This window comes from Mycolicibacterium frederiksbergense (assembly GCF_012223425.1).
Taxonomy (GTDB): domain Bacteria; phylum Actinomycetota; class Actinomycetes; order Mycobacteriales; family Mycobacteriaceae; genus Mycobacterium; species Mycobacterium frederiksbergense.
In genome coordinates this window covers 885,359-911,606 of sequence record NZ_CP038799.1, presented here as the reverse complement: position 1 = coordinate 911,606, position 26,248 = coordinate 885,359, and the positions used below count along the sequence as shown (strand labels likewise).

Below are 26,248 nucleotides of genomic sequence, written 5' to 3'. Positions count from 1 at the left end.
GTCGTCCTCACGGCCCGGTGTAGCCGGGCGGGTTGGCGGAATCGACCCAGAAGTCCACGCCCAGATCCTGTGCTCCGGGGGTGCAGTTGTAGGCCGACAGGTCGGTCACTCCGGATTCCAGCAGCACGTCCTCGCACAGCAGGGTGTTCCCGGTGTATTCGCGGGCCGGCCTGGTCAGCACGGCGTAGGCGGCGTCGGAGTACACCTCGGGCTTGCGGGAACGGGCCATCGACTCATCGCCGCCGAGCAGGTTCTGCACCGCCGCTGTCGCGACCATGGTGCGCGGCCACAGCGTGTTGGAGGCGATGCCCTGTTCGCGCATCTCCTCGGCAATGCCCAAGGCGCACAACGTCATACCGTACTTGGCCATCATGTAGGCGGTCGGGGTCAGCCATTTCTGCTCCATCCGGATCGGTGGGGACAGCGTCAGGATGTGTGGATTCTCCCGGCTGATCATGTGCGGGATACAGGCCTGGGAGACCGCGTACGTGCCGCGCACCTGGATGCCGTTCATCAGGTCGAAGCGCTTCATCGGCACGTCCAGGATGGGGGACAGGTTGATGGCCGAGGCGTTGTTCACGCAGATGTCGATCCCGCCGAATTGTTCGGCCGCCGCTGCGACCGCGGCCTGCACGCCATCGGGGTCGCGCACATCACCGACGATGGGTAGCGCCTGACCGCCGGCCTCCTCGATCTCACGGGCCGCGGTGTAGACGGTGCCGGGCAGTTTGGGGTGCGGTTCGGCGGTTTTGGCCAGCAGCGCGATGTTGGCGCCGTCGGCGGCCACCCGCTTGGCGATGGCCAGGCCGATGCCCCGGCTGGCGCCGGAGATGAACATGGTTTTTCCCTGAAGCGACATGGTCCCCAGCCTACGTGGCGCGAATATCTCCCGTAATGCCAACGGTAAGCCTTACGAGATCAGCGGGCGCGAGCGCGACATCCCACCCGCGCTTACCCGCGCTGCACAGCACCCGGTCCCACTGCAGCGCCGAGGAGTCGATCACCGTCGGCAACGCCTTACGCTGGCCCAGCGGAGAGATCCCGCCGAGCACATAGCCGGTGGAGCGTTCGGCCGCGGTCCGCTCGGCCATCGCGGCCTTCGGCACACCGAGGGCTGCGGCCGCGGCCTTCAGGGACAGTTTCGAGGGCACGGGCAGGACCGCCACCGCCAGCCCGCCCGGGACGGCCAGGATCAGCGTCTTGAAGATCTGCTCGGGGGCGAGGCCATGTGCGGCGGCCAGCTCGGCGACCGCCTCCTCGCCGAAGGACGCTGCGCGCGGGTCGTGCCGGTAACACAGAATCTCGTGGTCGGCGCCGTCGTCCAGCAGGGCGGCGATCGCCGGGGTTGCTGCGCCTGCCACCAGGCCAGCGTAGTCCGGGAATGCAGACCGCCAGAGCCGCCGTTGTTGCTTGCATCGACGGTGAACGGGCGGCTGCGCCCGGTTGATGTCGGTCATTGCCTTTAGGATCGTCAGATAGGGGATTTTGGTGCCAACGGCCTGCCTGGATCGTCCGGTGTTCACACTGGAGCTGTTCGGTGATGCCGCAACAGAAGGGACGGTGTCTCCCGCGATGACCGATATCGACGAAGCGGCTCGGGCCGCAGAGACAGATGCCGAGCTGACCGCCCGGTTCGAACGCGATGCCATCCCGCTGCTCGACCAGCTCTACGGCGGTGCGCTGCGGATGACCCGCAACCCGGCCGACGCCGAGGACCTGCTGCAGGAAACGATGGTCAAGGCCTATGCCGGCTTCCGCTCGTTCCGTGCGGGCACGAACCTCAAGGCGTGGCTGTACCGCATCCTGACCAACACCTACATCAACAGCTACCGCAAAAAGCAGCGCCAACCCGCCGAGTACCCGACCGACGAGATCACCGACTGGCAGCTGGCGGCCAACGCCGAACACACCTCGACCGGTCTGCGTTCGGCCGAGGTGGAAGCGCTGGAGGCGCTCCCCGACACCGAGATCAAGGCGGCGCTGCAGGCCCTGCCCGAGGAGTTCCGCATGGCGGTGTACTACGCCGACGTCGAAGGATTCCCGTACAAGGAGATTGCCGAGATCATGGACACGCCGATCGGCACCGTGATGTCGCGGTTGCATCGCGGTAGAAAACAACTGCGGGAGCTGCTGGCCGATGTGGCCAGGGACCGCGGCTTCATCCGAGACCCACAGCTCGGTGCGCCCGAGGAGGTTTCGTCATGACCCAGTCCCACGAGGATGAGCGCTGGTCGCCGCCGGTCGGCCCGGTCGATCCCGAGCACCCCGAATGCGCGGCGGTGATCGCCGAGGTGTGGACGCTGCTCGACGGTGAGTGCACCGCCGAGAGCCGCGACAAGCTCAAGCAGCACCTCGAGGAATGCCCGACCTGCCTGCGCCATTACGGCGTGGAGGAGCGGGTGAAGAACCTGATCGCCAGCAAGTGCCGCGGTGAGAAGGCGCCAGAGGGTCTGCGGGCGCGCCTGCAGATCGAGATCAGCCGGACCACCATCATTCGGGGCTGAGCGGCCCGTATCCGCGCACAAAACAACCGCCCGGCTCTCGCAGGAGAGCTCGGGCGGTTTGTTGTGTGCTGCCCCGATGGGGGCTACGACAACGCGTCAGGCGTTGGGGCGACGGCCGTGGTTGGCCTTCGAGTGCTTGCGGTCGCGCTTCTTGCGGCCTCGCTTGGCCATGGTGAACCTCCGGATCAAATGAATACTTGGGCACCAGTATCTCATGCCGGAGGGACTGCTTTTCCCGCGTGGTCCTCGATGGGCCATTCGGTGTTGTGGTTCGATATAGGCCGGCAAGGCGGAACAGCAGCCAGCCAAGGCGAAATGAGTGGGGTGAAGATGGCCGAGGATGTTCGCGCAGAGATCGTGGCCAGCGTGCTGGAGGTCGTTGTGCAGAAGGGCGACCAGATCGGTGCGGGCGACACCCTGGTGCTGCTGGAGTCCATGAAGATGGAGATCCCGGTGCTGGCGGAGGTCGCGGGCACCATCACCGAGGTGAGCGTATCGGTGGGTGACGTCATCCAGGCCGGTGACCTCATCGCGGTGATCAGCTAGCCCGTCTGCGGTAACGGCCCATGTCGACTCTCGGCGACCTGCTCGCCGAGCACACCGTCCTTCCCGGTAACGCCGTCGACCATCTGCACGCCGTGGTCGGCGAATGGCAACTGCTGGCCGACCTGTCCTTCGCCGACTACCTGATGTGGGTCCGCAGCGACGACGACGTGCTGGTCTGTGTGGCGCAGGTGCGCCCCAACACCGCCTCCACCGTGCTGCTGGCCGATGCCGTCGGTACCGCCACGGCCGCCGCGGAGATGCCGGTGGTGCGCGCGGCGTTCAACTCCGGCGCGATCGGCCGGGAGAGTGATGTCAGCCAGCCGCGCGGCGACGGCCAGTGGCTGAATGTGGAGGCGGTCCCGGTTCGGCACGCCGACCGCGTCGTCGCGGTGATCACCCATCAGACCGCACCGGCCGAGGGCAGGACGTCCAGCCCGCTGGAACGCGCCTACCTGGACTGCGCCGCCGACCTGCTGCACATGCTCAGCGACGGCACCTTCCCGAACGTCGGGGACCTGCCGATGTCGCGGTCCAGTCCGCGCGTCGGCGACGGCTTCATCCGGCTCGGGGTGGCCGGTGAGGTCGCCTTCGCGAGCCCGAACGCCATCTCGGCGTATCACCGGATGGGCTTCGCCGCCGAACTCGAAGGGCACAACCTCGTCGCGGTCACCCGGCCGCTGATCTCCGATCCCTTCGAGGCCCAGGAACTGGCCGCGCACGTGCGCGACTCGCTGGCCGGCGGATCGAGCATGCGCATGGAGGTCGACGCCGGCGGGGCCGCGGTGCTGATGCGGACCATCCCGCTGCAGGTGGGCGGTGCGGCCGTTGGGGCGGCGGTGCTGATCCGCGACGTCACCGAGGTCAAACGGCGCGATCGCGCGCTGCTGTCCAAGGACGCGACGATCCGCGAGATCCACCACCGGGTGAAGAACAATCTTCAGACGGTCGCCGCGCTGCTGCGCCTGCAGGCTCGGCGGACCAACAACGCCGAGGGGCGGGAGGCCCTCATCGAGTCGGTGCGGCGGGTGTCCTCCATCGCGCTGGTGCACGATGCGTTGTCGATGTCGGTGGACGAAGAGGTCAACCTCGACCAGGTGGTGGACCGGATCCTGCCGATCATGAACGACGTCGCCTCGGTGGACACCCCGATCCGGATCACCCGCGACGGCGATCTCGGCGTGCTCGACGCCGACCGGGCCACCGCGCTGATCATGGTGATCACCGAATTGGTGCAGAACGCACTCGAGCACGCCTTCGACGGCGACGTGAAGAAGGGATCGGTGACCATCCGGGCCGAGCGTTCGGCGCGCTGGCTCGACGTCGTCGTGCATGACGACGGCCGCGGACTGCCGGAGGGGTTCAGCCTGGAGAAGTCCGACCGGCTCGGTCTGCAGATCGTGCGCACGCTGGTCTCGGCGGAACTCGATGGCTCGCTGGGGATGCACGATGTGGACTCCGGTGGCACCGACGTGGTGTTGCGGGTGCCGATCGGCCGTCACCGCAGGGCCGCTATCTAGCTGGGCAGCCCAGCCAAATGTGATGCGGCGCACAATGTCTGATGGCTCATCGTCGAACTCATACGAAAAAGACTGCGGCCCCGACATTCACTGTCGGGGCCGCAGTCGAAGTCTTGCGGTGGACCTAGACGCTGGTGCGTGCCTTGGTCCGCGCGTTGCGACGCTTGAGGGCGCGACGCTCGTCTTCGCTCATGCCGCCCCATACGCCGGCATCCTGGCCGGACTCAAGCGCCCAGCTCAGGCACTCGGTGGTTACCGGGCAACGGTTGCAGACGAGCTTCGCATCAGCGATCTGGGCGAGTGCCGGGCCGCTGTTTCCCACCGGGAAGAACAGTTCCGGATCCTCGTCGCGACAGACCGCCTTGTGGCGCCAATCCATGCTTCTATCTCCTAGTCACGTCGTTACAGTGGCGCTACAAAGACACCCTGAGTTTTTCGGCTGTTAACGCGCATGCATCAAATGTTTCTGCGCTGTTGCATCCAATGCTTGCACAGGCTGAACAGATGTCAATAGAAGTGCGTTAACACGTGGGCAATGTCACTGCGGTACCGGGTTACCGGACCGCTCACCCGTTTGTACTACACTCAACTCACTTGCGCTCTAAATCTACGCTGCTCACCGCGAATTCGCAGGTCAAGAAGTTTCGGTAGATGGCGCCAGCACGCACAGCGCGTCCGGGACAGACGTGAAGGTCATCGCATCCCGTAACCCGATGTAGTCGCCGTCGATCTGGCATGCCACCGGTGTGTCGCTGGTCACCCGCAGCCACGGCAGATCGTCTTCCCGGATCAGATGGGGCGCTGTGATATCCGGCGTGGACGACAACATCCGGCGCACCAGGCCGAGATTGCGCCATACGTTCATGTTCGTGATGGCGAACACCCCGAGCCCGGTTTCGAAGGTCGTATCGGGGTTCGTCCACACCGGGCGGGCATTCGCGTACGTCCACGGACTGGAATTGGAGACGAACGCGAAATGGACGCCCGATGTCGGTTCACGGCCGGGTAGTTCCACGGTCAGAAGGGGCTCTCTGCGGGCGCTGGCCAGCATTTCGCGAATGGCCACCCGGATGTAGCGCGATGCGGTCACGGTTCGGCCCTTGGCGCGCTGAGCCTCCACGGCGGCCACCACGGCACCGTCGACGCCCATGCCCGCGGTGAACACACCCCACCGCTCACCACAGTTCATCAGGCCGATGCGGCGCCATGGCACCCCGCGGCGGTAATCGCCGAGGAGGTCGACGAGCTGGTTGGTCGCCACGACCGGGTCCGGGCTGATTCCCAGCGATCGGGCGAAGACGTTGGCCGAGCCGCCCGGCACCACGCCGACGGCGGGGGCGCGTTCGGAGGGTTCCTGCAGCACGCCGTTGACCACCTCGTTCACCGTGCCGTCGCCGCCGTGCACGATCAGCACGTCGATCCCGTCCCGGGTGGCCTGATGGCCGATCTCGATGGCATGGCCCCGGTGATCGGTGTGGATCACGGTCAGGTCGACGCGGCTTTCCAGCGCGTGAGCCAGCAGGTCACGTCCCGCCGGGGTCGTCGATGTCGCGTTCGGGTTGACGATCAGCACGGCACGCACGGGGACCCAGCCTAACCGCGAATCCGCCGGTGGCGAATCGCCGGTCACAACAACGGGTGAGCGGTCGGGGCATTCCCGATGAGCGTCGGGTGAACATCGGGTTCCCCGATCGCGTTGGCGTTCAAGCCCGTTGCGATGGCCGTGGTCAGTGCGCGCCTGCGGCGTCGGGCAGCAGCGCCGGGCAGGCGCCGAACAGATCGGTGGTGAGCTCGAAATGCCATGTCTCGTTGGCGTAGATCTGGCACAGCCCGAACCGCGGACCGTTGGTGATCATCCACTGGTCGGCGCCCGGGCCGCCGATGTCCACGGCCGCACCCACCACATGCCGCGACTGTTCAGGAGTCTGGACGTACTGGCGGGCCGCGGCGTAACTGCCGTAGGTCACGATGGCGTCGTCGAGCAGCTGCTGCTGGAACTCCGGGGAGCGCCACCCCGAGGTCACCGTCACGGTGACACCTTCGGCCGCCGCGGCGGAGGTGGCGTTCTGCACCGCCGCCAGCAGGGTCGGGTCCAGCCGTCCGATCGCCGGATCGGCCACATCGAAGGCGGTCAGCGGCGGGCTGTCCGGCGCTGTTTCACCGGTCGGGTCGGCATGTGACAGCGGTGCCGACAGCACGGCGGCGACGGCCGTGGTCGCCACGGTCAGCACGAAACGCATCAGGCCAGTTTACCGGCCGTCCCCGAAATCCCCGTCCACGTAACGCCAGGTACCGTCGCGGGCCCGGCTGAACCGGCTGCGTTCGTGCAGGATGTGCCGTTTTCCGTGCTGCAGGTACTGAGCGCGGAATTCGACGATCCCGGTGTCGTCGTCGGCGCCCCCGGACTCGGTATCCACGATCTGCAGCCGCCGCCAGGTGATCTGTTCATCGAAATCCAGCCGCTCGGGCCGGGTGCCGGGATGCCAGCTGCTCAGCAGGTAGTCCGCGTGGCCGCGCGCGAAAGCGCTGAACCGCGAACGCATCAGCGCTTCGGCGGTGGCGGCGGCCACCGTTCCGTCGTGCAACGGTCCGCAGCACTGGCGGTAGGCCCGACCGGATCCGCAGGGACAGTGCCCGGTATCAGCCTCGGACATCCGAATTTCCTATCGCAGAGGCAATCTCGTCCACCGTGTCCTCGATTCGGGCCGGGTCGTGCAGGCGGCCCGGTGCCCACGCCAGAGCGATTCGGGCCGGGGCCCAGGTACTTTCGTCGATCGGGATCAGTTTGAACTCCGGGGGCGAGAAGATTCGGCCGATGGCCGACGCCGGCGCGTAGGTCACCATCGCGACCAGATGACGGTTGAACACCTGGGTCGCCATCTCCAACTCGCCGCCGAGTTGGTTGGTGGTCCGCACGATTCGGTGTACACCGCGGGCCGCAAGGCCGCGGGTCAGCCCGGCGAGCACCACCGGGTTGGGTCGCGCGAAGTCGATCACCACGTCACGGTCGCGCAGGGCCTCGATGGTCACGCTGTCGTCGGCGGCCAGCGGATCATCGAATCGGACGGCGATCGCGCCCGGGTAACTGGCCACCACCCGGTGGCGTAATCGCTTGTCGGAGTGCGGCAGGTGGATCAGGCCCAGATCGAGGTGCCCGGACACCAGTTTGGCGATGACCTCCGCTGCCGATCCGGGCACACTGAATTCGGCCGGGGACCTCAGCGCGGCGACCGTCGTCTCCAGTCGCGCCAGGAAGTCCGATGGCGCGTACGCGGTGGCGCCGATCCGGACCGGCTTGGCGCCGTTGGTGATTCGCGATGCGAGGGCCTTGAGGTCATCGACCCGGTCGAGGATGTCGCGGGCCGGGCCCAGCAGCCTCTCGCCCAGCGGGGTGAGCCGTACGTTGTGGTAGTCGCGTTCGAACAGTTGACCGCCGAGTTCGTTCTCCAGCAGCTTGATCTGCTTGCTCAGCGGCGGTGGGGTGATCATCAGGCGGGCGGCGGCACGTTTGAAGTGCAGTTCCTCGGCGACCGCGACGAAATAGCGGAGCCTGGTGAAGTCCACTTGCATGCGGGGCACGTCCGAAACAGGTCGAGGCTGATGTTGGCTCCGGCGATCTTAAGCCGGTCGGGTGCGAGCCGGGTCAGCGAGGCTCTGCGGCCGCCTCGGCCACCGACTCCAGGACCCCGCGGGCCATCAGGTCGTCGATCTCGTCCTGGCTCAGTCCCAGCAGCTCGGCGGCCAGCTCGCGGGTCTGCTCACCCAGCAGGGGGGCCTGCCCCAGCGGCGGGTCCGCGATGCGGTCGGAGTGGATCTGGGCGTTCTCCAGGATGTAGGGCTCCCGGCCGTGCGGATGCAACTCCTCCCGGAAGGCGCGCCGGTCGACGTAGTAGGCCCAGCCGGGCACATCGGCGGCGTGCAGCACCGCACCGGCGGGCACCCCCGCGCTCTGGAGCAGGTCCATCGCCTCTTCGGCGCTGTGCTCGGCGGTCCATTCGGGCAGCGACCGTGCGCCGATCACGGTGCGAAGGGCGCGGTCATCGGCATCGTCGCGGACGGTCACCGCGACCCAGGCGCCATCGCCCTTGGCGGGGAACACGCCCCACGGATGCGCGGGCGGCTGCTCCGGCAGGTCGAGCACCTTGCCGGCGATCTCGGCGGCCAGATGGCTGATCATCACCTCGGACTGGGCGACGCTGGCGGCTCCGCCGGCCCCGGTGCGCTCCCGGCGCAGCAGCAGGGCCAGCGCGGCGAGCGCGCCGATCCGGGCGGCGACATGGTCGGGGTAGACGGTGACGGCATCGCAGAAGGCATCGCTTTCGCCCGGGTAGGCCCACTGGTCGGTGAACCCGGCGGCGGCCCGGACCAGCGGGCCGTAGCCCAGCCGGTTGGCCCACGGCCCGGTCGGGCCGAATGCCGAACTGTCCACCACGACGATGCCCGGGTTGATCAGGCGCAGCGTGTCGTGGTCCATTCCCAGGGCGGCGGCGACACCGGGCTTGAAGTTGGTGAGGACCACATCGGCGGACTCGACGAGCCGGTGCGCCAGCGCCTGGCCTTCCGGGATCCGTAGGTCGATGCTGATCGACTTCTTGTTGCGGTGCCCGGCGGCATAGGTGTGCGATATCGACGCAAGGTTGCCGCGCAGTCCGTCCGGGAACGCCGAGTTCTCGATCTTGACGACGTCGGCGCCGAGGTCACCGAACAGCCGGCCGGTATCGCTGCCCACCACGATGACCCCGAGATCCAGCACCCGCAGGCCCTCCAGTGGCAGGCCTTGGTCGCGGCGGGTGCGGCCGGCCAGGATGGGTGCACCCGCCGGCCGCGCGGTCGGCGTGGTGGGGGAGTTGAGTGTGCTGGCCCGGTGCCCGTCGATCTCGACGATGCCCACCGGAACCGGCGCCGTCACGCCCGTGCTGAGCTCGACGTCGCGAAAGAAGCCGCGCTCTCTGACGTGTTCGCTGCGCAGCGCCTCGGCGAGGGACAGCACTGCCGCGGTCGGCACCCGGTGGCGTTGGCCCTGCTCCTCCAGTTCGGCGCGCGTCTTGTCGGCGCAGAACCGCCCGATCGCGCCGAGCAACTGGACCGAGGTGAGGCGCTCGCGCAGACTGTAGTACTTCGGGTCGGCGAATTCGGCTGGGCGGCCCAACCATTCGAACATGCCCTCCCACTGCCTTTTGGCCAGCAGACAGATTCGCACGTGCCCGTCGCGGCACGCGATGATCGGATAGCGCAACTGCTCGGCAGCCCAGTTGCGCTTCTGCGCGCTGAGCGCCACCCCCGCCGAGGCGGTACCGGCCGTGCCGTACGGCGGATCGAGGGTCTGCATGGCGCCGTCGAGCACCGAGAAGTCGATGAGATCGCCTTCGCCGGTGCGTAATCGGTCCAGCAGCACGCTGACGGTGAACACCGCCGCCTGCGCGGCGGCGACCTGGTAGGGCAGGTGGCGTCCGGGTGGCACCAGGGGTTCGCGCCCGGGGATCCCGGACCGGGACAGCTCACTGGTCAGCGCGTGCAGTACCGGCGTGGTGGCCTGCCAGTTCCGGAATCGGGTGTCGCGGCCGAAATCGCTGATGGACAGGATCACCAGTGCCGGGTGCGCCGTCCGGATCGCGCGGACGGCCAGCGCGGTTTCGGCGGCCGAGCCCGGCGCGGTGTTCTCGACGAGGATGTCCGCGCCGGCCAGCATGCGGGTCCAGGTGTCGGGGTCCGTCACGGTCACCGTATCCAGGCCGTGCCGGTTCATCGCCGTGTCCAGCGGCACCGGTTCGTCCTGGGAGCTGACACCCTGCAGCGCAACGACAATGACGTGGGCTCCCAGATCGGCCAGTAGGCGCCCGACGGCCGTCATCGGGCCGGTGGTCAGGTCGAGGACCCGTACGCCGGACAGTGGTGGGTCATAGGGCATGGGTTCTAGTTCCTCCGGGCCTGGCGGAACGGGATGTCGCGGTCGACTTCGGGTTCCTTGGGTAGCCCGAGCACCCGTCCGCCGATGATGTTGCGCTGGATCTGGTCGGTGCCGCCGCCGATCGAGGTGAAGAACGCGTTGAGCGTCAGGAAGTTCACGTCATCGGATTCGGGGTTGTCGGGGCCGGCCAGCAGTGCCTGCGCGCCGATGATGTCGGTCTTCAGTCGCGCCTCGGCATGCAGGATGCCCGACATCGCCAGCTTGCCGAGCGACATGACCGGGCTCGAGGTGCCCTGCTTGGCCTCGGCCTTCGCGCGGGCATTGTTGAGGCCGTTGAGTTCTCGCAGGGCGAGCACCTCGGCCAGCGATCTGCGCACCGCGGCGTCGTCGAGTCGTCCGTGCTCGCGGGCCAGTTCGACCAGGCTGTTGGCGCGGGACTGGTTGCGTCCGGAGCGGCCGGCCGCGCCCATCAGGGACCGCTCGTAGGCGAGCGCGGTCTGCAGCACCCGCCACCCGTTGCCGGTGCCGCCGACGACGTAGGCGTCGGGCGTCTTCGCATCGGTGATGAACACCTCGTTGAAGTGCGACTCACCGGTGATCTGGTGCAGCGGTCGGACTTCGATCCCGGGTTGTTTCATTCCGATGATGAAGAAGGTGATGCCCTTGTGTTTGGGCGCATCCCAGTCGGTGCGGGCGATCAGCAGCGCGTAGTCCGACGTCAGTGCCCCCGATGTCCACACCTTCTGGCCGTTGATCACCCACTGGTCGCCGTCGCGCACGGCCGTCGTCCGGATACCGGCCAGGTCAGAACCGGCACCCGGCTCGCTGTAGAGCAGGCAGGTCCGCGACCTCTCGGTCAGGAAGTCGCGCAACAGGTCATGTTTGATCTGCTCGGTGCCGAATTTCAGGACGGTGTTGGCCGGGATGCTGTATTTGTCCTGGCGGGCGCCCGGGGCGCGCACCGCGCGGAACTCCTGCTCGATGACGTTGGCGAGCTGGTTGGGGTACTCCCGGCCGTACCAGTCGCCGGGGTAGGTCGGTGCGGCGTACCCGGCGTCGAGGACCTTCTCCAGCCAGGCGATACGTTCCGGGGAACTCGCCCACGGGTCATCGGATTTGGGCAGCGCGGTCCAGTGGGCGGCCAGCCAGTCGCGGACCTCGGCACGCAGGTCGTCGGCGCAGGGCAGGGTGTTCTCGGTCATCTTAGGCGCCCTTCGACAGCAGGTAGCGCTCGCGGTGTGCCGCGGAGTCGCCGAACAGCAGCAGGCCGGTGCGTGCCCGGCGCAGGAACAGGTGCGCGGGATGCTCCCAGGTGAACCCGATGCCGCCGTGCATCTGGATGGCCTGCATGGCCGTCTCGACATACGCCTCGGCGCACGCGAAGCCCGCCAGCGCGACGGCGCCGGGGCGGGTTTCGGGGTCCTGGTAGCGGTCCGCGGCGTGCTGGGCCGCCGACGTCGCCGATTCGACCTGCAGCAGCAGGTCGGCAGCCATGTGTTTGAGCGCCTGGAAACTGCCGATCGGGCGGCCGAACTGGATGCGGGTCTTGAGGTATTCGACGGTCATGTCGAAGATTCGCCGGGTGCCGCCGGCCTGCTCGCCGGCCATGGCGATGACCGCCAGATCCAGCGCCTGCTGCACCGCGTCCCAGCCCGCGGTGCCGATGCGCCGGGCCGGGGTGGCGGTGAAGGTGTAGGTGGACAGCGGGCTGGTCGCATCGAAAACCGTTGCGGCGGTGCGCTGGAAGCCGGGGGCATCGGAGGCGACCTCGAAGACGGCGGGACCGTCGTCGGTCACTGCGATGACCAGGATGACCTCGGCGATCTGCCCGAAGATGACGTAGTGCGCGGTCCCGGTCAGGGTGGCGTCCGCGCCGGCCCGGATGTCGACAGCGTCCTCGGTCCAGGTTCCACGGGCCCCGGTGACGGCGACGGTGCCGATCGCGGTGCCGTCGGCCAGCCGGGGGAGCAGGCGCTGCTTGTCGGCCTCGGTGCCGGCCGACTGGATGAGTGCGACGGTCAGTACCGCGCTGGACAGGAATGGCGCGGGCAGCAGGGCGGCCCCGGTCTCCTCGGCGACGGCCTCCAGCTCGAGGGCGCCCAGACCGACCCCGCCGTACTCGGGTTCCACCAGCAGTCCCGGCACGCCCTGCGCGGCCAGCTTGGCCCACAGTGCACGGTCGAAGCCGTCCGGGGAGGTCATCACCCGCCGCACGTCGGCCTCGGTGCATTCGTCGTGCAGCAGGGCGCGGACCGCGGATCGCAGCTCGGCCCGCTCGGTCACGCTGATCGTCATGGCGTCCATGCAACGCGGTCACCGGGGCTGTGTAAATCACGCACGCCGACACCGGCACGTTTCCGATCGGGAAACGCCGGTCGGCCACGGACTTGGCGCTGTGCCCGTCCGCGTCGGTACCGTACTCACGTGACCGAACGCCGATTGCTGCTCGTGAACGGCCCCAACCTGAATCTGCTCGGGACCCGTCAGCCCGAAATCTACGGTGCCACCACGCTCGCGCAGATCGAGCAGCGGTTCATCGAGGTGGCCGCTGAGCACGGCTTTGACGGGCGAGTCGTGCAGAGCAACCACGAGGGCGTCCTGATCGATGCCATTCATGATGCTCGCGCGGACTGCGCCGGCATCATCATCAACCCGGGCGCCTACAGCCACACCTCGGTGGCCATCGCCGATGCCCTGCGATCGGTCGATGTGCCGGTGGTGGAGGTGCATTTGAGCAACGTGCATGCCCGCGAGGAGTACCGTCGGCACTCCTTCGTCTCGGAGGTGGCCGACGTCGTGATCGCCGGTGCCGGGCCCGCCGGTTACGAGTATGCGGTGCGCTACTTCGCCGCAAAACTGTCGTGAACCTGCAGCCGCCGATCGTCCGCTACGTGGGATTCCTGGTGGCGGCCGAGGGCGTGGCCGGGCTGATCATGGCCGCGCTGCTGCTGATCCGGGCTCTCGGCGGTGCCGACCAACAGATCGTCAACGGGTACGGCACCGCGGTCTGGTTCGTGCTCATCGGCGGTGGCGTGCTGGCCGGTGGCTGGGCGCTGATCACGGGCCGGCGCTGGGGGCGCGGGATCGCGGTGCCCACCAACCTGCTGCTGTTGCCGATCGCCTGGTATGTCATCACCAGCCACCACGTGGTCTACGGCATCCTGGTCGGTCTGCTGGCGCTGACGGCGCTGGGCATGTTGTTCAGCCCGTCGTCGGTGCAGTGGATGGCGGGCCGGGACTAGATCTCGTCCGGCGGGCTGGAGCGGAGCGATCCGGGAATCAGCCTTGGGCCAGCGCGGTGAGTTCCGGCCCCGACACCCGGTAGGTGGTCCATTCGGTCTGCGGCTTGCCACCGACGGCGTCATACAGCGCGATGGCATTGACGTTCCATTTGAGCACCGCCCAGCTCAGCCGCGTGTAGCCGTGGGTCTGGCACTCGGCGGCCAAGGTGGACAACAATTTCCGGGCCAGGCCGCGGCGGCGGAAATCCGGCCGCACGTAGAGGTCCTCCAGGTAGATCCCGGACACCCCGTCCCAGGTGGAGAAGTTCAGGAACCATACCGCGGTCGCCGCGGCCCGGCCGTCGATCTCGACGATATGGGCGTGTGCGGTCGGCTGATCGTTGAAAAGAGCTCTGTGCAGCGATTTTTCGGTCACCACGCACTCATCGGCGGCGTGTTCGAACTCGGCCAGCTCGCGGATCATCGCGACGATCTCGGCCTCGTCACCCGGTCGCGCGCGGCGGATCATTTCAGTCATGTGCGATTCGCTCCGCTGCTCGCCGATGTCATGTGCTTGCCCCCAACCCTGTCAGGATCGTCCGGAATTTCGTAGTGGTCTCGTCGACCTCGTCATCGGGATCGGACTCGGCGACGATGCCACCGCCCGCGTGCGCGAGCGCGCTGCGGCGGTCGGCATCCAGCATCGCGCACCGGATCGACACCACCCAGCGGCCGTCGCCGCGCGCGTCGCACCAGCCGACGGCGCCGGCGTAGAAGCCGCGGTCGCCCTCCAACTCCGTGATCAGTGCGGCGGCCAGATCGGTGGGCACGCCGCCCACCGCCGGTGTCGGGTGCAGCGCGAGCGCCAGATCCAGCGCGGTGGTCTGTGCCGATCGCAGCCGGCCGCGGATCGGGGTGCTCAGATGCCACAGCGCGTCGGTGCCGTGCAGTTGCGGTTCGTCGGCGATCTCCAGGTCGGCACACAGCGGTTCCAGTGCCGAGCGCATCACATTCACGACCAGCGCATGCTCGTGCCGGTTCTTGCCGGATGCGGCCAGGGCCGCAGCGTTGCGCGCGTCGACATCGGGGTCGGCCGAGCGCGGTGCCGAACCCGCGAACGGTTGGCAGACCACCGTGTCACCGTCGCGGGCAACCAGCAGTTCCGGGCTGGCGCCGACGAGGAGCCGCCCTTGATACTCGGCCCCGGCCGGTGACAGGTCGGCCAGGTAGACCGTCGCCGCGGGATCGGCGGCGGCCAGCCTGCGCAGCACCGAGCGGGCATCCCACGGGGTGTCGGCGACCAGCCGCATCGCGCGCGCCAGCACGACCTTCTGCAGCGGTGACTCCGCGGCGCGCAGCCGGCGCACCGCCTCGGCCACCCGTTCCCGGTGCACGGGGCCCGGCGGCAACGTGTCGCGGGTGTGGATCACCGGTGGGGCGGTGTCGGACCATTCCGGCAATCCGTCGGTCCGGCGGACAGTGCCGGGCACCTGCAGGGCTGCGGGGCCGTCGAGGTCAAAAGGCAAGGCGCCCAACACCACCGGCGCGGCACCGGTGCGCAGCGCATGCTGGGCGGCGGCAACCTCCGAGAAGCCGGTGTCGCTGCCGTCGGCCAGCACGGTGCCCGACGGCCCGGAAAGGACGAAGGTTGGGGTCACGCCGGGGGCAGGCAGGGATTGGTGTGCCCGGTCAGCCCGAGCGCGCTGATCTGGCGGATGCCCTTCTCGAACCCACACACCGCGATCGAGGCGGCGGCCATCGAGAACCGCACCCCCTCGGAGATGGGCAGTTCGACCCACCGGCTCAGTACCGAGCGGGAGAAATGACCGTGGCCGACGAACACCACGTCCCGGGATTCCATGTGTTCCAAGGCCAGGGCGATGGCGGCGTCGGCGCGGTCGGACACCTGGATGGCCGTCTCGCCGCCGGGGGATTCGTGCGTCCACACCGTCCAGCCCGGAACCGTTTCACGGATCTCGGGGGTGGTCAGGCCCTCGTAGTCGCCGTAATCCCATTCGGCCAGCAGCGGTGAGACCTCGTCGACCGTCAGCCCAGCGAGCGCGGCGGTCACCTGGGCACGCCGACGCGGGCTGCTGACCACCAGCGGGTGGCGCAGTTGCAGGTCACCGATGACCTCGGCGGCCAGCGCGGCCTGTTCGCGGCCGATGTCGAGGAGGTCGATATCGGTGCGTCCGGTGTGCTTACCGCTGCGTGACCACTCGGTTTCGCCATGGCGCAGCAAGATCAACCGGTGCTGGTGGACGCTCACAGGTGCGATTCTGCCGCACGGAGCAGCCAACCGCCGCATCCGTGCTTGGATGGTGCTGTGACGCGAGTATTAGCGGTCGCCAATCAAAAGGGTGGGGTCGCCAAGACGACGACGGTGGCGTCGATCGGTGCGGCGATGGCGGAGAAGGGCCGGCGGGTACTGCTCGTCGATCTCGATCCGCAGGGTTCCCTGACGTTTTCGCTTGGCCACGACCCGGACACCCTTGCAGTGTCGATCCACGAAGTGCTGCTCGGCGACGTCGAACCGGACACGGCGCTCGTCGAGACGCCCGAGGGCATGACGCTGTTGCCGGCCAATATCGACCTGGCCGGTGCGGAGGCGATGCTGCTGATGCGGGCCGGGCGTGAGTATGCGCTCAAGCGCGCCCTGGCCAAGATCGCGGAGGCTTTCGATGTGGTGGTGATCGACTGCCCGCCTTCGCTGGGTGTGCTGACGCTCAACGGGCTGACGGCCGCCGACGAGGTGATCGTGCCGTTGCAATGCGAGACGCTGGCACACCGCGGTGTGGGGCAGTTCCTGCGGACCGTGAACGACGTCCAACAGATCACCAACCCCGATCTCAAGATGCTCGGTGCGCTGCCCACGCTCTATGACGCGCGCACCACGCACAGCCGCGACGTGCTGTTCGACGTGGCCGATCGTTATCAGCTGCCGGTGCTCGCGCCGCCGATTCCGCGCACCGTGCGGTTCGCCGAGGCCAGCGCCTCGGGGTCGTCGGTGCTGGCGGGCCGGAAGAACAAGGGCGCGGTCGCCTATCGGGAACTGGCCGAGGCGCTGCTCAAGCACTGGAAATCCGGTAAGGCGCTGGGCACCTTCACCCCGGAGGTCTAGGGGTTCAGGATGAGCCCAGCGCGACGACGGTGTCGCCGCGCTGCTCGACCAGCGTGGAACCGGCTGCGGCCGGCACGACGGCGCTGTCCGTCGGTTCGCGGTCCAGGTCGATATGCCTTATGCCGGTTCCGGTTTCGGCGTCGAACACGTCGTAGCCGTCGGTGACCGGAACCAGCAGCTCGCCGGCCATCATGGTTCCCGGGCCGACCGGCGCGCCGCCGGGCGCGGGTGCGACGGTGTATTTGTAGCGCAGGCCGGCGGCCTCGAAGACCAGCACGGAATCGCCGGTCCACCAGGTGATCAGGTCACCGGTCCGGGACATCGTGGCCGCCGCCGACGGCGCCTTGTCCAGCAACGTGCTGGCGGTGACCGTGCCGGTGTCGTCGACGATATTGACCACCGGCTTCGGTGTCGGCAGGTACACCGCGGTGGTGGTATCGGAGACCGCGATCACCCGGGCGTCGGCATCGGATGAAACACCGGGCTGCTGTTCGTATTTGACCTCGGGGGTGTCTTCCTCATCGGACGGCCGAAGCAGGGTCAGGCGCATCTCGGTCTGTTCCGGGCACGATTCGAGCACCGACACCGCGGCCGAACTGGCCGCTGCCGACACCAGCCGGCACAGCGGTGACTGCGGCACATCGGGCTTGACGCGCGCATCGAGCGTTCCCCAGCCGAGCATGCGGACCATGTCCGAACGCCACAGTTCCAGGCGGCTGTCGCCGGCCGAGAGCACCGTGCTGCCGTCCGAGGACAGGTGCACCTCGGGATCGGCGTAGGCGGTGCGAGCCGGGCCGCGCTTGCCGGTCCCGGCATCGATGGTGCTGGCCTGCCCGCAGCCCCGCGCGTCCGGGTACACCGCGACGGCGTACTGATACACCGATGTCACGCCGCACAACTCGAGATCGCGGGTGTAGCTCCACAATTCCGTGCCGGTGAGCGGGTCACGGCCGATGACGCCGTTGCCGTCGCCGGTCACCAGCGCACCGGCCACCACCAGCGGCATCGTGGTCTTCGCGCTCGGGGCCGTCCACAACTGCTCGAGTGTGTCCGGCACCTGGGTGGCCGGGGTCAGGCTCGGCACCGGTTCGGCGGCCGGCTTGCTGATGGTGGCCCGCGCATCGCTGGTCCACCAGATCAGCGCCGCGGTGACGGCGACGACCACGACGATCACCGCCGCGGCGATCAGATCGCCGCGCGTGCGGCGTTCCGGCGGCGGGCAGGAGCGCGGCGACCTGGGATGTTTGTCAGCGACCACTTAGCCGGTGGCGGGAGTCGAGGTCTTGCGCGGGCGACGCCGGCGGCGGCGCTTGGCCGGTGCGTCGGTGGCCTCGGAGTCCTGGCCCGCGTCGGCAGCGGGGCCCTCGGTGTTGTCCTGCGGCGCGGACTCGCCCTCGGGATGGCCGGACGCGGGCTGTCCGGCGCGGGTGCGCTGGCGGGTGCGATCGCGGTTGCGGGCCGGACGTTCGGTGCGCTCGACGCGTTCACCTTCGGTGCGGGTCTTGGTCTTGCGTGGCGGCGCAGTCAGCGAACCGGTCACACCGGCCGGAATTTTCAGCTCGTCGTACAGATGCGGTGAGCTGGAATAGGTTTCGACCGGATCGGGGTTGTTCAGGCCCAGCGCCTTGTCGATCATCGTCCAGCGCGGCAGCTCATCCCAGTCGACGAGGGTGACCGCGATGCCGGTCTTGCCCGCGCGCCCGGTCCGGCCGATGCGGTGCACGTAGGCCTGCTCATCCTCGGGAATTTGGTAGTTGATGACGTGGGTGATGTCGTCGATGTCGATACCGCGGGCGGCGACATCGGTGGCGACCAGCACGTCGACATCACCGGTGCGGAAGGCCTTGAGCGCCTTCTCACGCGCGATCTGGCCGAGGTCGCCGTGCACGGCGCCGACTTTGAACCCACGCTCGGCCAGCTCGTCGGCGACCTTCTGCGCGGTGCGCTTGGTGCGGGTGAAGATCATCGTCGCGCCGCGGCCCTCGGCCTGCAGGATGCGCCCGACCATCTCCACCTTGTCCAGCGCGTGGGCACGGTAGGCGAACTGCTCGGTGGTGTCGTGGGTCTGTGAGGACTGGGGGGCCTCGGCCCGGATATGGGTGGGCTGGTTCATGAAGGTGCGTGCCAGCGTGATGATGGGGCCCGGCATGGTCGCCGAGAACAGCATCGCCTGCCGGTCATCGGGGGTGAGCCGGAGAATGCGCTCGATATCGGGCAGGAAGCCCAGGTCGAGCATTTCGTCGGCCTCGTCGAGCACCAGCACCGACAGGCTGCCCAGCTGAAGGTGTCCCTGCTGGGCCAGGTCGAGCAGCCGGCCCGGGGTACCGACGACGACGTCGACGCCCTTGCGCAGCGCCTCGATCTGAGGCTCGTAGGGGCGCCCGCCGTAGATGGAGGTCACCACGAACTTGCGGTCGGCGTGCCCCTCCACATCGTCGGCGCGCAGGTATTTGGAGGCGAGTTCCAGGTCGTTGTAGACCTGCAGGCAGAGTTCGCGGGTCGGCACCACGATGAGCGCGCGCGGAGTGCCGTTGAGCGGGCGGCCGCCGTCGCTGGTGATCCGGTGCAGCAGCGGCACGCCGAAGGCGAGGGTCTTGCCCATGCCGGTGCGGGCCTGACCGATCAGGTCGTCGCCGGCCAGCGCGAGCGGCAGGGTCAGTTCCTGGATGGCGAAGGCGTGTTCCTTGCCGGTCTCGGCCAGGGCACGGACGATTTCGTCACGCACTCCCAGTTCGGCGAACGAGATGGCCGGCTTGGTCTCGGGGACGGTGACATCCACATCGGGTGTTTCGGGTGCAGTCAGGTCAGGTGAAGTCATATGTGTGGTCGGCGTAGCTTTCGCTGCCGTCAGCCTTTCGGTGTCTTTCCTCGTCGCGTCCACGCGCGCACGACGATGACGAGTAAAAGGCGGGTATTCCCAGCTAGACGGGGTATACCGCTCCGTCGGGCCCTGCCGATCGAGGGCGGGCCGAACCACGTGCACGCACATTTCTTTGGTGGCGACCGGTCGAAACAAGTCGTTTGCATAGCTCAGAAGGCCGCTACCTGGCTCCCATGATAGCTGGTCAACCCGCTACCCGGTCGCCACCTCGCCCGGCGACTAGAGTTGGACCATGATTTCTTCGACGCCGCAGACGTCGTCCACGCAGCCTGTCGTCTCCATCGGCGAGACTCGGGCGCCGGGCGTGTCGGTCGATCAGCCGGGAGTCACCGAGTTGTTCGCGCTCCTGGCCTACGGCGAGGTGACCGCCTTCTACCGGCTGACCGAAGAGGCCCGGATGGCGCCCAATCTGGCCGGCCGCATCAACATGGCCAGCATGGCGGCCGCCGAGATGCGGCACTACGAGGTGCTGCACGAGGCCTTGGCGGCCCGCGGGGTCGACACCGTGCCCGCGATGACGAAATACGCTCCCGCGTTGGAGAACTATCACCGCCTGACCACCCCGAGCACCTGGCTGGAAGCGCTGGTCAAGACCTATATCGGCGATGCGCTCGCGGCCGATTTCTATCTGCAGATCGCCGATGCGCTGCCACCGGAGGCCTCCGATGTGGTGCGCTCGGTGCTGGCCGAGACCGGGCACTCGCAATTCGTGGTGGCCGAGGTGCGGGCCGCGGTCAACGCCAGCGACCGGCAGCGGCACCGGCTGGCGCTGTGGTCCCGGCGACTGCTCGGTGAGGCCATCACCCAGGCCCAGTTCGTGCTCGCCGATCACGACGAACTGGTCGATTTGGTCATCAGCAGCAGCGAGGGGCTGGCTCAGCTTTCGGAGTTCTTCGATCAGCTGCAGCGCACCCACACCAGCCGCATGCAGGAACTCGGTCTGGCCTGAGCGGCTACCGGGTGCAGGTCGTGATCATCGTGTTGTTGGCCTGAACCGCCACCGCGGCACCGCTGCCGTCGACGATCGAGCAGTTGAGCTGCCCGCCGACGCTGGTGGCGGTCACCGAGGTCAGCGACACCCCCGGATCCAGGGTGACGGTTTTCACCCACGGCAGCGCGACGTTGACGTCGGTCTGCAGCGCGCCCTGCTGGTCGGTGTAGATGACGGTGATCAGATCGATCAGCTGCCGGTTGCCGGTCACGTGGTAGGTCACGGTGCGGGCTGCCAGGGCCGGGTCGGCCACGGGCGCCTCGGGCACGACGATCGGCGCCGGGGTCGTGGGGATCGGCGCGGGAACGGGGGTGGCGGTGGCGCTCGGCGTCACCGTGGTGATGGTTTCGGGCGGCAACGCGGGAATGGCGGGTGCCGGCGCGGCGACGCTGGGTGCGGCGGTCGCCGAGGGCTGCGCGGTGGGTTCCGCGTCCGCCGACGTGGTGGCGCCCGCGGACACGGTGCCGCTGTCTCCGCCGCCGAGGATGACGCCGGTGCAGATCACCGCGACCATCAGGATGACGCCCGCGACACCGGCCACCCAGATCCAGCGGCGGTCCAGCGGTTCGTGGTAGTCGGCCGGGAACTCGTAATCGGTGTAGTCGGTGTCGGCCTCGTCGTCATAGACGACCTCGTCGTAGGCAGGGTCATAGGTGTCGTAGTTGGCGTACGTCGCGCGGGGGACGCGCCCGTAGCCGGCGCCTCGCCGGGCAGCCCGCCGACGCTCGCGGTCGCTGAGGTATCCGGGCTGCTGATCGGCTTCCGGGTCGGTCGGTTCGGCCGACCGGTAGCCGCTGCCCGAGTAGCTGTCACGGGTGGTCGAATAAGGGGCGTATTGCCTGCTCATAACCCATTTCCCAGATAGTTCCGGCACGTACTCAACCGATGTTAGTGGGGCAGATGTGACAGATGATGTTGACGCGGTCGCGGTCGGGTCACGGTCCGGCGTCGGTCTGATCAGGGTGCTTCGCTCACGGCGCAACGACCACGGCGGCGGGAGCGTGACCGCGTCCACTAGCCTTTGTCGAAGCATCGCCAACCAACCGAAAGGCCCGCAGCGTGGACATCAAGATCGGGGTCACCGACAGCCCGCGAGAGCTGATCATCAGCACCGCGCAGACACCCGACGAGGTGGAACAGGCGATCATCAAGTCATTGGGTGACACGTCGGCCGTGCTCGCTCTGACCGACGAGAAGGGGCGCCGCTACCTGGTGCCGTCGGCGAAGATCGCCTACGTCGAGATTGGTGCCGCCGACAGCCGCAAGGTCGGCTTCGGGGTCGGCGCAGAGGCCATCAAGACCAGCTAGTGCTCGGCTGGCCCGGTCCTCAGGACCGGGTCAGCGGCACGTGTGACAGGCCGCCCCAGGCGAACTGCACCGTGCCCTCGACCGCCGCGTCCTTGGAGATCGGGCGGTCGTTGTCCAGCCAGTAGCGCGCGCAGTCGACGCTGGTGGACACCAGTCCCACCGCGATCATCCGGGCACGGTGTGCCTCCAGCCCGGAATCCCGGCTGATCAGGTCGAACACCGCGTCGGTGCACGATTCGGTGGCGACCTTCACCTGGGCGGCCACCTGCGGCTCGGTGACGTAGTCGTTCTCGAAGATCAGCCGGTAGCCCTGGCTGTCGTGCTCGACGAACTCGAAGAACGCCTGTACCGCTGCCCGCAGTCGCTGCCGGTTGTCGGTGGTGGTGCGCAGCGCCTGGCGCACGCCGGAGACGAGGTTGTCGACATGGCGTTGCAGAACCGCGAGGTACAGCTCCAGCTTCGACGAGAAGTGTTGGTACAGAACGGGCTTGCTGACTCCGGCCCGGTCGGCGATTTCGTCCATGCCGGCGGCGTGGTAGCCGCGGTCGACGAAGACTTCGCTGGCCGCAATAAGCAGTTGGCCGCGGCGTTCGTCGCGGGGCAGACGGTTGCCGCGCCGGTTGCCGCCGGTGCCGGCCTTGGCGCCCCGCGCCCCGGCGGCATTGGCGAGATCGCTCATTACGTCCTCAATTTCACAAAGTGTGCTGCTCACGCTCGTGCGCTGGTGTGCGCCTCATCGGTGGGTGTAGCTGCCGATCGACACGACATTACTACCGCACGCTGGGGGAGCGCCCGGTGTCGGTGCCCGTGTCGGTGGCGCGGCTGTGCCATCCTGGTTCGGTGACCTACGACCCGGGGCGTCGCGTCGGCGACCGTGCCCTGGGAGGGCAGGAGCGCAGCGACCCGGGAAATCGGTTCACCGCCGACTCCGGGCCCCGGTACAACGATCACGGGGTCCGGTACCGCGGGCAGGAGCGCAGTCAGCGCACCGCCCCGGACCGGGTGCCGGTGCAGCGCGACGATCAGCGTGAGCCACTGCGGGCCCAGCGTGACCCGCTGGCCGATGACCAGGGCAGGCCGCGGGCCAACCGTGACGAGCACCAGCAGTGGCGCAAGCAGACCTGGCTGGGCCGCTTCGTCTCGACCTACGGCTGGCGGGCCTACGCCCTGCCGATCCTGGCGGTCGTGACCTGCATCGTGCTCTATCAGACGGTGACCGGTACCGGCACGACGCCGGTCGCGGTCAACGCCGAAGGACCCGTCCAGGGTCCGCCCACCATCGACGCCCCGAGCACCGGCATCGTCGGCGCACCGCCCAAGGGACTGACCGAGTTCGACGCCAACCTGCCGGCCGGCATCCTGCCCGGCGGCGGGCCGTTCACCCAGGCCGGCGCGAAGACCTGGCACATCGTGCCGGGCACCTCACCCAAGATCGGCCAGGGCACCGAGCGGACGTTCACCTACTCCGTCGAGGTGGAAGACGGTCTGGACACCGCGTCCTTCGGCGGTGACGAGGGCTTCGCCCGCATGGTCAGCGAGACCCTGGCCAATCCGAAAAGCTGGACCCACAACGCCCAGTTCGCGTTCCTGCGTGTCGACAACGACAGCGAAGGCCCGCCGGACTTCCGGGTGTCGCTGACCTCCCCGCTGACCATCCGCGAGGGCTGCGGGTACGACATCCCGCTGGAAGCGTCCTGCTACAACCCGGCCTACCTGGGGGACCAGGCCCGGGTGTTCATCAACGAGGCGAGGTGGGTGCGCGGCGCCACCTCGTTCCAGGGCGATATCGGGTCCTACCGGCAGTACGTGGTCAACCACGAGGTCGGCCATGCGATCGGCTACCGCCAGCACGAGCCGTGCCCGGAGAACGGCGCACTGGCGCCGATCATGATGCAGCAGACCTTCTCCACCAGTAACAACGACGGCGCCCGGTTCGATCCGGAGTCGGTGAAGGCCGACAGCCTGACCTGCCGCTTCAATCCGTGGCCGTACCCGATCGCCTGAGTGCCCGATCGCTGCGGCCGTCCATGGTGGGGCACACCGGGAACGTAATGCCCTGAATTGCTGTTGAGTACGTGTGCCTGGTCTGATTGGCCCAGGAATTCGTCGTCGATTCGAGGAGCACACGGTGACGTCGTTGCCACCGCTGGTGGAGCCAGCCGCTGAACTGACCCGCGAAGAGGTCGCCCGCTACAGCCGACACCTGATCATCCCGGACATGGGTGTGGAGGGCCAGAAGCGGCTGAAGAACGCCAAGGTGCTGGTCATCGGTGCCGGCGGGCTCGGGTCGCCCACCCTGTTGTACCTGGCCGCCGCCGGCGTCGGGACCATCGGCATCGTCGAATTCGACGTCGTAGACGAGTCCAACCTGCAGCGCCAGATCATCCACGGCCAGTCCGATATCGGCCGGCCCAAGGCGCAGAGCGCCCGCGATTCCGTGCTCGAGGTCAACCCATTGGTCAACGTGGTGCTGCACGAACTGCGCCTCGAGCCCGAGAACGCCGTCGAACTGTTCGCCCAGTACGACCTGATCCTGGACGGCACCGACAACTTCGCGACCCGTTACCTGGTCAACGATGCCGCGGTGCTCGCGGGCAAGCCCTACGTGTGGGGCTCCATCTACCGCTTCGAGGGCCAGGTGTCGGTGTTCTGGGAGGACGCCCCCGACGGACTGGGCCTGAACTACCGCGACCTCTACCCGGAGCCGCCGCCGCCGGGAATGGTGCCGTCCTGCGCCGAGGGCGGTGTGCTCGGCATCCTGTGCGCCTCGATCGCCTCGGTGATGGGCACCGAGGCCATCAAGCTGCTCACCGGTATCGGCGACCCGCTGTTGGGCCGGCTGATGGTGTACGACGCGCTGGACATGACCTACCGGACCATCAAGATCCGCAAGGACCCGTCCACCCCGAAGATCACCGAACTGATCGATTACGAGGCCTTTTGCGGTGTGGTGTCGGACGACGCGGCGCAGGCTTCGGCGGGCGCGACCGTGACCCCGAAAGAGCTGCGTGAGCTGCTCGAATCCGGAAAGCCGGTGGCGCTGATCGACGTCCGCGAACCCGTCGAGTGGGAGATCAACCACATCGAGGGCGCCAAGTTGATCCCCAAATCGGTGATCGAGGCCGGCGAAGGCCTGGCGACCGTGCCGCAGGACAAGACCGCGGTGCTCTACTGCAAGACCGGGGTGCGTTCGGCCGAGATGCTGGCCGTGCTGAAGAAGGCCGGATTCTCCGATGCGCTGCACCTGCAGGGCGGCATCGTGGCCTGGGCCAAACAACTCGAGCCCGACATGGTCATGTACTGACCCCTTGTCGACCGGAGCACCGCTTAGGCTGACGTGCGTGTCTGACGATCTGCCACCCGACCATGTGATGGCGGCGTTTGGTCTGGCCGGCCTGTCGCCGGTTCCGCTGGGTTCCAGCTGGGAGGGCGGCTGGCGGTGCGGCGAGGTCGTGCTGTCCATGGTGGCCGACCACGCGCGCGCCGCCTGGTCGGCCAAGGTCCGCGAGACGTTGTTCGCCGACGGTATCCGGCTGGCCCGCCCGGTGCGCTCCACCGACGGCCGCTATGTGGTCGCCGGGTGGCGTGCCGACACCTTCGTGGCGGGTACTCCCGAACCGCGCCACGACGAAGTGGTCTCCGCCGCGGTGCGGTTGCACGAGGCCACCGCGAAACTGGAGCGCCCGCGTTTCCTGACCCAGCCGCCGGTGGCGCCGTGGTCGGATGTCGACGTGTTCATCGCCGCCGATCGCGCGGCCTGGGAGGACCGGCCGCTGCACGGGCTGCCCCAGGGTGCTCGGGTGGCGCCGGGCTCGGCCGACGGCCAGAAGTCCGTGGAGCTGATCAACCAGCTCGCCGCGTTACGCACACCGACCCGCAGCCCCAGCCAACTGGTGCACGGAGATCTCTACGGCACAGTGCTTTTCGCCGGTACCGCGGCACCCGGCATCACCGATATCACCCCGTACTGGCGGCCCGCGTCCTGGGCGGCCGGCGTCGTGGTGGTCGACGCACTGGCCTGGGGTGAGGCCGATGACGGTCTGGTCGAGCGGTGGAATCCGCTCCCGGAATGGCCGCAGATGCTGTTGCGGGCCTTGATGTTCCGGCTCGCCGTGCATGCGCTGCATCCGCGGTCGACGGCGTCGGCGTTCCCAGGCCTGGCCCGCACCGCGGCGCTGGTCCGGCTCGCCCTCTAAGCCCACCCCTTTTCCGGCGAGCAGACACAAATGGCCCCAAAATCGGCACTATCTG

Annotated in this window: 30 protein-coding genes; 12 read left to right on the top strand and 18 right to left on the bottom strand. The window is 68.2% G+C overall.

What is annotated here, in order from left to right; genetic code table 11:
- Nucleotides 1-7: 7 nt before the first annotated feature.
- Together EXE63_RS07345 and EXE63_RS07340 are read right to left on the bottom strand one after the other, a co-directional pair.
- Entirely contained in the window at nucleotides 8-859 is an 852-nt protein-coding gene (locus EXE63_RS07345; RefSeq protein WP_168141385.1) for an SDR family oxidoreductase, read from the bottom strand.
- 10 nt (nucleotides 860-869) lie between these two features.
- Nucleotides 870-1,361: a YbaK/EbsC family protein gene (locus EXE63_RS07340; protein WP_234904409.1), complete on the bottom strand. Its 492-nt coding sequence runs from the start codon at nucleotides 1,359-1,361 to the stop codon at nucleotides 870-872.
- Between the two features lie 211 nt (nucleotides 1,362-1,572).
- On the opposite strand from EXE63_RS07340, the gene EXE63_RS07335 reads away from it, so the two are divergent.
- Both EXE63_RS07335 and rsrA read left to right on the top strand, forming a co-directional pair.
- Nucleotides 1,573-2,205, top strand: coding sequence for a sigma-70 family RNA polymerase sigma factor (locus EXE63_RS07335; protein WP_168145448.1), 633 nt, complete (start codon nucleotides 1,573-1,575; stop codon nucleotides 2,203-2,205).
- Nucleotides 2,202-2,504, top strand: a complete 303-nt coding sequence (rsrA, locus tag EXE63_RS07330) for a mycothiol system anti-sigma-R factor (RefSeq protein ID WP_168141383.1) — start codon at nucleotides 2,202-2,204, stop codon at nucleotides 2,502-2,504. The genes EXE63_RS07335 and rsrA overlap by 4 nt, the downstream gene beginning before the upstream one ends.
- Nucleotides 2,505-2,600: 96 nt before the next feature.
- Here the strand turns inward: rsrA and EXE63_RS33595 are convergent, their stop codons facing one another.
- Nucleotides 2,601-2,675 (bottom strand): 50S ribosomal protein bL37, encoded by a 75-nt coding sequence (locus EXE63_RS33595; protein ID WP_085976028.1) that lies wholly within the window; start codon nucleotides 2,673-2,675, stop codon nucleotides 2,601-2,603.
- Nucleotides 2,676-2,834: 159 nt separating this feature from the next.
- Between EXE63_RS33595 and EXE63_RS07325 the strand changes: the two genes are divergently transcribed.
- Nucleotides 2,835-3,050: a biotin/lipoyl-binding carrier protein gene (locus EXE63_RS07325; RefSeq protein WP_057166796.1), complete on the top strand. Its 216-nt coding sequence runs from the start codon at nucleotides 2,835-2,837 to the stop codon at nucleotides 3,048-3,050.
- A 20-nt stretch (nucleotides 3,051-3,070) separates the two neighbouring features.
- Nucleotides 3,071-4,567, top strand: coding sequence for a two-component system sensor histidine kinase PdtaS (locus EXE63_RS07320; RefSeq protein WP_168141382.1), 1,497 nt, complete (start codon nucleotides 3,071-3,073; stop codon nucleotides 4,565-4,567).
- A 124-nt stretch (nucleotides 4,568-4,691) separates the two neighbouring features.
- On the opposite strand, the gene whiB1 is transcribed toward EXE63_RS07320, so the two are convergent.
- The 8 genes from whiB1 to EXE63_RS07280 all read right to left on the bottom strand — a co-directional run bounded on the left by whiB1 (nucleotide 4,692) and on the right by EXE63_RS07280 (nucleotide 12,770).
- The gene (whiB1, locus tag EXE63_RS07315; RefSeq protein ID WP_029373613.1) at nucleotides 4,692-4,946 is read right to left on the bottom strand and encodes a transcriptional regulator WhiB1; all 255 of its coding nucleotides are present in this window, start codon (nucleotides 4,944-4,946) and stop codon (nucleotides 4,692-4,694) included.
- A gap of 255 nt (nucleotides 4,947-5,201) precedes the next feature.
- A complete protein-coding gene (locus EXE63_RS07310) occupies nucleotides 5,202-6,149 on the bottom strand; it encodes a diacylglycerol/lipid kinase family protein (protein WP_168141381.1) in 948 nt (315 codons plus the stop codon).
- 145 nt (nucleotides 6,150-6,294) lie between these two features.
- A complete protein-coding gene (locus EXE63_RS07305) occupies nucleotides 6,295-6,807 on the bottom strand; it encodes a M15 family metallopeptidase (RefSeq protein ID WP_168141380.1) in 513 nt (170 codons plus the stop codon).
- Between the two features lie 9 nt (nucleotides 6,808-6,816).
- On the bottom strand, nucleotides 6,817-7,221 hold the full coding sequence (locus EXE63_RS07300) for a YchJ family protein (protein ID WP_168141379.1): 405 nt from the start codon (nucleotides 7,219-7,221) through the stop codon (nucleotides 6,817-6,819).
- A complete protein-coding gene (locus EXE63_RS07295) occupies nucleotides 7,208-8,137 on the bottom strand; it encodes a LysR family transcriptional regulator (protein ID WP_168141378.1) in 930 nt (309 codons plus the stop codon). The genes EXE63_RS07300 and EXE63_RS07295 overlap by 14 nt, the downstream gene beginning before the upstream one ends.
- Before the next feature lie 73 nt (nucleotides 8,138-8,210).
- Nucleotides 8,211-10,475, bottom strand: a complete 2,265-nt coding sequence (locus EXE63_RS07290) for a CaiB/BaiF CoA-transferase family protein (protein ID WP_168141377.1) — start codon at nucleotides 10,473-10,475, stop codon at nucleotides 8,211-8,213.
- Nucleotides 10,476-10,480: 5 nt separating this feature from the next.
- Nucleotides 10,481-11,677 (bottom strand): acyl-CoA dehydrogenase family protein, encoded by a 1,197-nt coding sequence (locus EXE63_RS07285; protein WP_168141376.1) that lies wholly within the window; start codon nucleotides 11,675-11,677, stop codon nucleotides 10,481-10,483.
- A 1-nt stretch (nucleotide 11,678) separates the two neighbouring features.
- Nucleotides 11,679-12,770, bottom strand: a complete 1,092-nt coding sequence (locus EXE63_RS07280) for an acyl-CoA dehydrogenase family protein (RefSeq protein ID WP_168141375.1) — start codon at nucleotides 12,768-12,770, stop codon at nucleotides 11,679-11,681.
- Nucleotides 12,771-12,899: 129 nt separating this feature from the next.
- Between EXE63_RS07280 and aroQ the strand changes: the two genes are divergently transcribed.
- Together aroQ and EXE63_RS07270 are read left to right on the top strand one after the other, a co-directional pair.
- A complete protein-coding gene (aroQ, locus tag EXE63_RS07275) occupies nucleotides 12,900-13,340 on the top strand; it encodes a type II 3-dehydroquinate dehydratase (protein WP_168141374.1) in 441 nt (146 codons plus the stop codon).
- Entirely contained in the window at nucleotides 13,337-13,717 is a 381-nt protein-coding gene (locus EXE63_RS07270; protein ID WP_168141373.1) for a hypothetical protein, read from the top strand. The genes aroQ and EXE63_RS07270 overlap by 4 nt, the downstream gene beginning before the upstream one ends.
- Before the next feature lie 37 nt (nucleotides 13,718-13,754).
- On the opposite strand, the gene EXE63_RS07265 is transcribed toward EXE63_RS07270, so the two are convergent.
- The 3 genes from EXE63_RS07265 to EXE63_RS07255 are packed head-to-tail and all read right to left on the bottom strand — an operon-like array spanning nucleotide 13,755 to nucleotide 15,965.
- Nucleotides 13,755-14,234, bottom strand: coding sequence for a GNAT family N-acetyltransferase (locus tag EXE63_RS07265; RefSeq protein ID WP_168141372.1), 480 nt, complete (start codon nucleotides 14,232-14,234; stop codon nucleotides 13,755-13,757).
- Between the two features lie 28 nt (nucleotides 14,235-14,262).
- On the bottom strand, nucleotides 14,263-15,354 hold the full coding sequence (locus EXE63_RS07260; RefSeq protein WP_234904408.1) for an isochorismate synthase: 1,092 nt from the start codon (nucleotides 15,352-15,354) through the stop codon (nucleotides 14,263-14,265).
- Nucleotides 15,351-15,965 carry an acid phosphatase gene (locus tag EXE63_RS07255; RefSeq protein WP_168141371.1) on the bottom strand — a complete coding sequence of 205 codons (615 nt, stop codon included), beginning with the start codon at nucleotides 15,963-15,965 and terminating at the stop codon, nucleotides 15,351-15,353. Before EXE63_RS07255 ends, EXE63_RS07260 begins: the two co-directional genes overlap by 4 nt.
- A gap of 57 nt (nucleotides 15,966-16,022) precedes the next feature.
- Between EXE63_RS07255 and EXE63_RS07250 the strand changes: the two genes are divergently transcribed.
- Nucleotides 16,023-16,817, top strand: coding sequence for a ParA family protein (locus EXE63_RS07250; RefSeq protein ID WP_168141370.1), 795 nt, complete (start codon nucleotides 16,023-16,025; stop codon nucleotides 16,815-16,817).
- Between the two features lie 4 nt (nucleotides 16,818-16,821).
- On the opposite strand, the gene EXE63_RS07245 is transcribed toward EXE63_RS07250, so the two are convergent.
- Nucleotides 16,822-18,075, bottom strand: a complete 1,254-nt coding sequence (locus tag EXE63_RS07245) for an Rv3212 family protein (protein ID WP_168141369.1) — start codon at nucleotides 18,073-18,075, stop codon at nucleotides 16,822-16,824.
- Complete coding sequence (locus EXE63_RS07240) at nucleotides 18,076-19,635, bottom strand: DEAD/DEAH box helicase (protein WP_168141368.1); 1,560 nt, start codon at nucleotides 19,633-19,635, stop codon at nucleotides 18,076-18,078. It abuts the gene before it with no gap.
- A gap of 295 nt (nucleotides 19,636-19,930) precedes the next feature.
- On the opposite strand from EXE63_RS07240, the gene EXE63_RS07235 reads away from it, so the two are divergent.
- Nucleotides 19,931-20,647 (top strand): ferritin-like fold-containing protein, encoded by a 717-nt coding sequence (locus EXE63_RS07235; protein ID WP_168141367.1) that lies wholly within the window; start codon nucleotides 19,931-19,933, stop codon nucleotides 20,645-20,647.
- A 4-nt stretch (nucleotides 20,648-20,651) separates the two neighbouring features.
- On the opposite strand, the gene EXE63_RS07230 is transcribed toward EXE63_RS07235, so the two are convergent.
- A complete protein-coding gene (locus EXE63_RS07230; RefSeq protein ID WP_168141366.1) occupies nucleotides 20,652-21,536 on the bottom strand; it encodes a hypothetical protein in 885 nt (294 codons plus the stop codon).
- A 212-nt stretch (nucleotides 21,537-21,748) separates the two neighbouring features.
- On the opposite strand from EXE63_RS07230, the gene EXE63_RS07225 reads away from it, so the two are divergent.
- On the top strand, nucleotides 21,749-21,997 hold the full coding sequence (locus EXE63_RS07225) for a DUF3107 domain-containing protein (protein ID WP_168141365.1): 249 nt from the start codon (nucleotides 21,749-21,751) through the stop codon (nucleotides 21,995-21,997).
- Between the two features lie 19 nt (nucleotides 21,998-22,016).
- On the opposite strand, the gene fasR is transcribed toward EXE63_RS07225, so the two are convergent.
- Nucleotides 22,017-22,676 (bottom strand): HTH-type transcriptional activator FasR, encoded by a 660-nt coding sequence (gene fasR, locus EXE63_RS07220; RefSeq protein WP_057166733.1) that lies wholly within the window; start codon nucleotides 22,674-22,676, stop codon nucleotides 22,017-22,019.
- 323 nt (nucleotides 22,677-22,999) lie between these two features.
- On the opposite strand from fasR, the gene EXE63_RS07215 reads away from it, so the two are divergent.
- From EXE63_RS07215 to EXE63_RS07205, 3 genes are all read left to right on the top strand, one after another.
- A complete protein-coding gene (locus EXE63_RS07215) occupies nucleotides 23,000-24,001 on the top strand; it encodes a DUF3152 domain-containing protein (protein ID WP_168145446.1) in 1,002 nt (333 codons plus the stop codon).
- Between the two features lie 133 nt (nucleotides 24,002-24,134).
- The gene (gene moeZ / locus EXE63_RS07210) at nucleotides 24,135-25,301 is read left to right on the top strand and encodes an adenylyltransferase/sulfurtransferase MoeZ (RefSeq protein ID WP_210000600.1); all 1,167 of its coding nucleotides are present in this window, start codon (nucleotides 24,135-24,137) and stop codon (nucleotides 25,299-25,301) included.
- A gap of 37 nt (nucleotides 25,302-25,338) precedes the next feature.
- Nucleotides 25,339-26,193: a TIGR02569 family protein gene (locus EXE63_RS07205; protein WP_105365739.1), complete on the top strand. Its 855-nt coding sequence runs from the start codon at nucleotides 25,339-25,341 to the stop codon at nucleotides 26,191-26,193.
- Nucleotides 26,194-26,248: the final 55 nt, after the last annotated feature.

Excerpts from the sequence above, each read along its gene's own strand:
- EXE63_RS07335 (WP_168145448.1), top strand. The coding sequence starts at position 1,573 with ATGACCGATATCGACGAAGCGGCTCGGGCCGCAGAGACAGATGCCGAG.
- EXE63_RS07305 (WP_168141380.1), bottom strand. The coding sequence starts at position 6,807 with ATGCGTTTCGTGCTGACCGTGGCGACCACGGCCGTCGCCGCCGTGCTG.
- rsrA (WP_168141383.1), top strand. The coding sequence starts at position 2,202 with ATGACCCAGTCCCACGAGGATGAGCGCTGGTCGCCGCCGGTCGGCCCG.
- whiB1 (WP_029373613.1), bottom strand. The coding sequence starts at position 4,946 with ATGGATTGGCGCCACAAGGCGGTCTGTCGCGACGAGGATCCGGAACTG.
- EXE63_RS07320 (WP_168141382.1), top strand. The coding sequence starts at position 3,071 with ATGTCGACTCTCGGCGACCTGCTCGCCGAGCACACCGTCCTTCCCGGT.
- EXE63_RS07290 (WP_168141377.1), bottom strand. The coding sequence starts at position 10,475 with ATGCCCTATGACCCACCACTGTCCGGCGTACGGGTCCTCGACCTGACC.
- EXE63_RS07345 (WP_168141385.1), bottom strand. The coding sequence starts at position 859 with ATGTCGCTTCAGGGAAAAACCATGTTCATCTCCGGCGCCAGCCGGGGC.
- EXE63_RS07235 (WP_168141367.1), top strand. The coding sequence starts at position 19,931 with ATGATTTCTTCGACGCCGCAGACGTCGTCCACGCAGCCTGTCGTCTCC.
- EXE63_RS07285 (WP_168141376.1), bottom strand. The coding sequence starts at position 11,677 with ATGACCGAGAACACCCTGCCCTGCGCCGACGACCTGCGTGCCGAGGTC.
- fasR (WP_057166733.1), bottom strand. The coding sequence starts at position 22,676 with ATGAGCGATCTCGCCAATGCCGCCGGGGCGCGGGGCGCCAAGGCCGGC.
- EXE63_RS07265 (WP_168141372.1), bottom strand. The coding sequence starts at position 14,234 with ATGACTGAAATGATCCGCCGCGCGCGACCGGGTGACGAGGCCGAGATC.
- EXE63_RS07300 (WP_168141379.1), bottom strand. The coding sequence starts at position 7,221 with ATGTCCGAGGCTGATACCGGGCACTGTCCCTGCGGATCCGGTCGGGCC.
- EXE63_RS07240 (WP_168141368.1), bottom strand. The coding sequence starts at position 19,635 with ATGACTTCACCTGACCTGACTGCACCCGAAACACCCGATGTGGATGTC.
- EXE63_RS07325 (WP_057166796.1), top strand. The coding sequence starts at position 2,835 with ATGGCCGAGGATGTTCGCGCAGAGATCGTGGCCAGCGTGCTGGAGGTC.
- EXE63_RS07230 (WP_168141366.1), bottom strand. The coding sequence starts at position 21,536 with ATGAGCAGGCAATACGCCCCTTATTCGACCACCCGTGACAGCTACTCG.
- EXE63_RS07295 (WP_168141378.1), bottom strand. The coding sequence starts at position 8,137 with ATGCAAGTGGACTTCACCAGGCTCCGCTATTTCGTCGCGGTCGCCGAG.
- EXE63_RS07280 (WP_168141375.1), bottom strand. The coding sequence starts at position 12,770 with ATGACGATCAGCGTGACCGAGCGGGCCGAGCTGCGATCCGCGGTCCGC.